Source organism: Streptomyces sp. TRM64462 (assembly GCF_013362995.1).
Classification (GTDB): Bacteria; Actinomycetota; Actinomycetes; order Streptomycetales; family Streptomycetaceae; genus Streptomyces.
Genome location: NZ_JABWDV010000009.1, coordinates 1 through 6145 on the forward strand (window position 1 = coordinate 1; position 6145 = coordinate 6145).

General features: G+C 75.9%; 3 protein-coding genes. All 3 read left to right on the forward strand.

From position 1 onward, the window contains the following. Window positions 1–743: 743 nt before the first annotated feature. From HTZ82_RS32680 to HTZ82_RS00285, 3 genes are read left to right on the forward strand one after another with little or no spacing between them, the layout of a single operon-like run. Window positions 744–3803 carry an ATP-binding protein gene (locus tag HTZ82_RS32680; RefSeq protein ID WP_175407187.1) on the forward strand — a complete coding sequence of 1020 codons (3060 nt, stop codon included), beginning with the start codon at window positions 744–746 and terminating at the stop codon, window positions 3801–3803. After that, window positions 3794–4924 carry a trypsin-like peptidase domain-containing protein gene (locus tag HTZ82_RS00280; RefSeq protein ID WP_175407188.1) on the forward strand — a complete coding sequence of 377 codons (1131 nt, stop codon included), beginning with the start codon at window positions 3794–3796 and terminating at the stop codon, window positions 4922–4924. The genes HTZ82_RS32680 and HTZ82_RS00280 overlap by 10 nt, the downstream gene beginning before the upstream one ends. A 40-nt stretch (window positions 4925–4964) precedes the next feature. Beyond that, window positions 4965–6032 carry a serine protease gene (locus HTZ82_RS00285; protein WP_175407189.1) on the forward strand — a complete coding sequence of 356 codons (1068 nt, stop codon included), beginning with the start codon at window positions 4965–4967 and terminating at the stop codon, window positions 6030–6032. Window positions 6033–6145: the final 113 nt, after the last annotated feature.

Here is a 6145-nt window from a genome sequence, read left to right on the forward strand (position 1 = left end):
CAGCGCGGCGCCGACCACAGGCGCGGGGCCCGCCGCAGGCACGGGACCGACCATCGGCGCGGGACCCGCCATAGGCGCGGGACCCGCCACAGACACAGGACCCGCCACCGGCACGGCACCGACCACCGGCACGCAACCCCCCACAGACACAGGACCCGCCACAGACACAGGACCCGCCACAGGCACGGGACCCGCCGCAGGCACAGGGCCCGCCACCGGCACGGGACCCGCCGCAGGCACGGGGCCAGCCACCGGCTCGGCGCCGACCACAGGCTCGGCGCCGACCACAGGCTCGGCGCCGGCCATCGGCGCGTGGACCGCCACAGACGCGGGCCTCACCACAGGCACCGGACCGACCACAGGCGCGGGGCCCGCCACAGGCACCGGACCGACCACAGGCTCGGGGCCCGCCACAGGCACAGGGCCGACCACCGGCTCGGCGCCGACCACAGGCACAGGGCGCGCCACAGGCACGGGCTCCGGCCACGGCCCGAGCCCCAGCCACGGGCCTGGACCCGGGTCCGGTCCTGGCCCCAGCACCGGCCACGGATCCGGCCCTGGACCAGGTCCCAGCCACGGATCCGGCCCCGGCCCTGGTCACGGATCCGGCCGTGGCCCCGGCCCCCGCCCTGGGCCCGGGGCCGGCGGGGAGAGTTACATGCGGCGGTTGTGCACCGCGGCGGAGGAGGCGGTCCGTGTCTACCGGGCCTTCTGACTCCGGCGCCGCAGGAGCGGCGGGTGTCATGCGGGAGGAGTTCCGCGCCCGGCTGCGCGCGGGACTGCGGGACGCCCTGGGCCTGCCGCCGCCCGTCCCGGACGTCCGGCGCGGCTACCGTCAGGCGGCCGCCCTGCTCTCGTCGTTCGACCCGCGGCGGCTGCGGCTGCCGGGCGAGCCGCACGCGACCGGGCGGGCCGTCATGGAGCTGCCGTCCGACTGCACGGCGACCGGCATGGCGGACGCGGCCGGGGCCGGGGCCGAGTGGACGCTGAGGCCCGACGTACGGGAGGAGGCGCTGCGGTCCCTGGCGGGTCCCGCCGAGGCGCTGCGCGCGCTGGAGGCCAACCTCCACGCGGTGCCCGGCGGCCCGGGCCCCGAGCGGGTGTGCCTGGCGGTGCTGCGGGGCGAGCGGCCCCGTACGGAGGGCGCGGGGCCCGAGGAACTCGCGGACGTCCTGGAGGCGGTGCTGTGGCTGTCGCTGGTCCCGGGCGTACCGGGCCTGCCGTCCGTCGCCGACGTGCAGCGGGCCCTGGACCTGGCGCGCCTCCTCCAGCCACTGCGCCGCCTGGTGGGCGCGCCGTTCGTGGGCCGTACCGCCGAGCTGGCCGAACTGCGCGGGTACGTGGGCTCGGCGGCGGAACCCGTGGCCGTACGTCCGGTGGTGGTGCACGGGCCCGGCGGCATGGGCAAGAGCACGCTGCTCGCCCACTTCCTCCTCGACAGCCTGGAGAGCCTGGAGGGCCTGGAAGCCGGGGCCGCCGGTCACGGGACGGGCCGCTTCCCCTTCCCCTTCGCGTACATCGACTTCGAGCGCCCCACCCTCTCCGTGCACGAACCGGTCACGCTGGTCACCGAGGCGGCGCGGCAACTGGAGGTGCAGTACCCCGCGTTCCGCGACGCGCTGGCCGAGCTTGCCGACGAGGGGCAGCGCGTGGCGCACAGCCAGCGTGCGGGCGAGGAGCGGGTGAGGCAGCTCAACCGGCTCGCCACCACACGGTCCGGGCAGGGCCGCCGCTCGTCGCAGACGTTCCTGCGCGTGGCGAGCGAGCGCGAGAGCGCCCTGTTCCGGCGGGTCGGCGAGGTGCTGCGGCGGGCCGTGGCGCCGGGCGACCCGCCGTTCGTCGTCGTCATCGACTCGTTCGAGGCGGCCCAGTACCGGGGGTCGCCCGCGATCGGCCGCATGTGGGCGATCTTCCTGGCGCTGGCCGAGGCGTACCCCCGGCTACGCGTGGTCGTGTCGGGGCGCGCCCCGGTCGGGCACCCGGCGGCGGGTTCGCAGCCGCGCGAGATCGAGCTGCGCGACCTGGACCCGGAGGCGTCCGTCGAGCTGCTGCGGGCGGGCGGCGTCACGGACCCGGAGCTGGCGCGGGTGCTGGCCGAGCGGGTCGGCGGCCATCCCCTGAGCCTGCGCCTGGCCGCGCGGGCGGCCGCGCTGGCGGGGGGCGACGAGGCCGGTCTGGACGCGCTGGTCGGGAGCCTGCCGGCCCGCCGCAGGGACTTCTTCCGCCGCGTCGACCAGATGCTCGTGCAGGGCATCCTGTACGAGCGGATCCTCCAGCACATCCCGGACGAGGACGTGCGGCGGCTTGCGCACGCGGGCCTGGTGCTGCGGCTCATCACACCGGACGTCATACGGGAGGTGCTGGCCGAGCCGTGCGAGGTGGCGGTGCCGGACGCGGAGGCGGCGCGCCGGCTGTTCGGGGCGCTGTCGCGGCTCGACCTGGTGGAGCCCGCGGGCCCGGAGGCCGTACGGGTACGGGCGGACGTACGGGCCATCATGCTGCGCCTGGTGGCGAGCGACCGGGCGTCCGTGGCGCACGCGGTGGAGCGGCGGGCCGTGGCGTACTACGCGGCGCGCGAGGGCCTGGAGGCACGGGCCGAGGAGATCTACCACCGGCTGCGGCTGAACGAGGACCCGCGGTCCGTGGAGGAGCGGTGGCTGCCGGGCGTGGAGCGGCTCCTCGCGGGCGCGCGGGACGAGATGAGCCCGCGGGCGGCGGCGCTGCTGACCGCGCACAGCCACCGGGAGCGGGGCTCGGACCTGGTGATGAAGGAGGCCGACCAGGAGGACTGGGAGCGGATCGCGGCGCACGAGGTCGAGGATCTGCTCGCACAGGGCTTCACGCACGAGGCGCTGGCCCGGCTCGACGAGCGGCGGCCGTGGACGCCGTGCAGCCCGCTGCACGCGCTGCTGGGCGAGGCGCTGAGCCGGGCGGGGCTGCGGCCCGAGGCGCGGCAGGCGATGTCGGACGCGATCGACCCGGCGCGCGCGGCGGGCTGTGCGGAGCGGCAGTTGGAGCTGCTGCTGCTGTCGGCGCGGCTCGCCGAGGAGGACGGCGACCCGGACAGCGCGGACCGTGAGCTGCGGCTCGCGGAGGACGTGGCGATCGGGCTCGGCCACCATCTGGAGGCGATGGGCGCGCTGCTGGCCAGGTCGCGGCTGGCGGCGGAAACGGAGGTCCCGGCCCGCGAGGCGGACGAGCAGCTCGCGCGGCGGCTGCGGCAGACGCCCGACGCGGTGCTGGCCGGTCAGCCCACGCTCGTACGGGAGGTGGCGTCGCAGGTGTACACGCTGGACGCCCGGGCGCTCGACCACGCCCTGGAGCTGGTGGGGCTGCCGGACGACGACGAGGTGCTGGAGGTGCTGGGCGCGTCGCTGCGCGAGGCGGTGCGGCAGGACCTGCGGCTGCTGCCCCCGCTGGTCGACATCCTCAACCGGGCGGCGGGCCCGGACGCCGAGCGGGTCGCGCGGGAGCGGCGGGCGCGGGGCCGTACGACGACGGAGGCGGGCACCGACGTGGCGTCCGGTATCACCGACATCCTGCGGCTGGCCCGCGACCGGGGCACGCTCGACGCGCTCGCCCGCCGGCTGCTGGTCCTGCGAGACGAGGGCGGCGAGATCGCCGCGGGCGTGGCCGCGGCGTTGCGCACCGGAAGCGAAGGAGCCGGAGGAGCCGGAGGAGGCGGAGCAGCCGGAGGAGGCGGAGGAGGCGGAGCAGTCGGAGGAGGCGGAGGAGCCGGAGGAGGCGGAGGAGGCGGAGGAGCCGGAGGAGGCACCGGAGGAGGCGAGGGGCCATGGCCGTGACCGCGTATCTGTCGCCCGAGGCCGTTCTGGCCGTACGGGACGCCGCGCTCGACAGCGGGCTCGCGGACCCGTCGGTGCGGCCGCTGCTCTTCGAAGGGATCATGACGCGCTACCGGGGCACGCTGCCGATGCTTCCCGCGCCGGGGCGTCAGGTGCACTCGGATCTGGTCGAGATGAACCAGGTCGAGCGGCTCGTCGACGGTTCCGTACCGCTGGAGATCTGGCTGCGCAACGCCGTCGCGCAGACCACCCAGGCCGCGCCGCTGGCCGTGTTCCAGCAGGCCCTGGACGACGTGGCGCGGGCCGCGGCCGGTGAGCCCGACGTGCTCGCGGACCGGCCGGTGCCGGAGATCAAGGAGGAGATCGTCCACCGGGACGACACCGTGCCGTTCGGGTTTCTTCGGGGCGGCGACCGGGCGGGCCTCGCGGTCGCGCGGCTCAAGGTGCCCCCGTACGAGGGCGGGGAGCCGATGCGCCCGAACGGCAACCCGCACGCGGGCACCGGCTGGCTGATCGCGCCCGGGCTGCTGGTCACCAACCACCACGTGGTCAACGCCCGTACCGCGGCGGGCGGTCCGCGCGTCCTGGCCGCCCCCGACGACCTGCGGCTCCAGGCCCGGCACACGCGGGCGCGGTTCGACTACGAGACGGACGACACCGGTACGGAGGAGGCGGAGGTCCAGGAACTGCTGGCGGCCGACCCGGAGCTGGACTACGCGGTGCTGCGGCTCACGGCGCCGGCAGGCCGCCCGGTGCTGCGCCTGGCGGGGCGCGCGCTGCGGGTCGCGCGGGGCGACGTGGTGGCGGTGAACATCATCCAGCACCCGGGCGGCGCGCCGAAGCGGGTCGCGCTCCGCAACAACCTGGTGTTCGAGGCGGACGACCGCGACGTGCGCTACTTCACGGACACGCGCGGCGGTTCGTCGGGGTCGCCGGTGCTGACGGACGACTGGGAGGTGGTGGCGGTGCACCGGGGAACGCGCCGCGTCGAGAACGTGTCGTTCCAGGGCCGCGGCACGGCCTTCGTGAACGTCGGTACGCAGATGACGGCCGTGCTGGCGCACCTGGCGGCGCGCAGCCCTGAGGTGTACGCGGAGATCGAGGCGGCGCAGCAGCAGTGAGGTCACGGCAGTCGGTCCGTACGGCTGGGAGGAGAGTGACATGGTCAGCCGGAGCAGATCACCGGTCGCGGCAGGGCCCGAGGAGATCTTCAGCGATCTGCGGGCGGTGGCGGACCGGATACGGGAAGGACTCGCGCAGGAGGTGCCGGAGTCCGGGTTCGACGCGCCCGCCGACGAGGCGCCCGCCGCGGAGATCGCCCGGTTCGCCGGGCAGGAGCGGGCCCGGGTGCTGGCGGCGGGGGCGCGCGGCCTGGAGAAGCTGGCGGCGGGGCGCGCCGACGAGATCGGCGACGACGAGTCGTTCGGGATGGAGGCGATCGTCCTGCTGGAGGGCCGCCCGGCCATCCTGGTGCAGGCCGCCGACTTCGCCCCGCAGGACGGCGACTGGGCGGTGCTCGACGACCACCGGGCGGCGATCCGCGAGTCCATCGTCCGGGTGGGCCGGGTCGACGTGTCCGGCCACGTCAGCCTCGACTGGGTGGGTACGGCGTTCCTGGTCGGCCCGGACCTGGTGATGACGAACCGTCATGTGGCGGTGGAGTTCGCGCGCGACCGCCACGACGGGGAGTGGACGTTCCATCCCGGTCTGAGCGCGGCGGTGGACCTGGCGCAGGAGTACGGGACGCCGCCGGGCACGGGCGGGCTGACGTACGCGGTGACAGAGGTGGTCGGGGTGCACGAGGGCGTCGACATGGCGCTGCTGCGCGTGGCGCCGGCACCGGGCGGTGAGCCGCTGCCGACACCGCTGGCCGTGGCGGCGGACGCGCCGGCCGATCTGCCGGGCCGTCCGGTGTACGTGGTCGGGCACCCGGCGTGGGACGGGCGGCGCAACGAACCGGAGTCGATGCGCCGGATCTTCATGGACATCTACAACGTGAAGCGGCTCCAGCCGGGCACCGCGAACCAGCTCCTGGCGGAGCGGAACGTGATGACGCACGACTGCTCCACGCTCGGCGGCAACAGCGGCTCCCCGGTCTTCGACCTCACCGACCACCGGGTGCTCGGCCTGCACTTCGGCGGACGGTACGGCTTCGGGAACTACGCGGTGCCGCTGTGGACGATGCTGGACGACCCACTGGTACGCCGGGCGGGCCTCAACTACGTGTGACGGCTGGCCGCCTCCGGCCGGTCTTTCCCCACCCCGCCCCTTCCCGAACTGGGGCTCCGCCCCAGACCCCGTTGTCGCGCCTGTGGGGGTACCCCCTGCTCGAAGAGCTTGGG

Bases quoted from the DNA above. Each gene is read 5' to 3' on its own strand.
- HTZ82_RS32680 (WP_175407187.1), top strand. From the start codon at position 744: ATGCGGGAGGAGTTCCGCGCCCGGCTGCGCGCGGGACTGCGGGACGCC.
- HTZ82_RS00280 (WP_175407188.1), top strand. From the start codon at position 3,794: ATGGCCGTGACCGCGTATCTGTCGCCCGAGGCCGTTCTGGCCGTACGG.
- HTZ82_RS00285 (WP_175407189.1), top strand. From the start codon at position 4,965: ATGGTCAGCCGGAGCAGATCACCGGTCGCGGCAGGGCCCGAGGAGATC.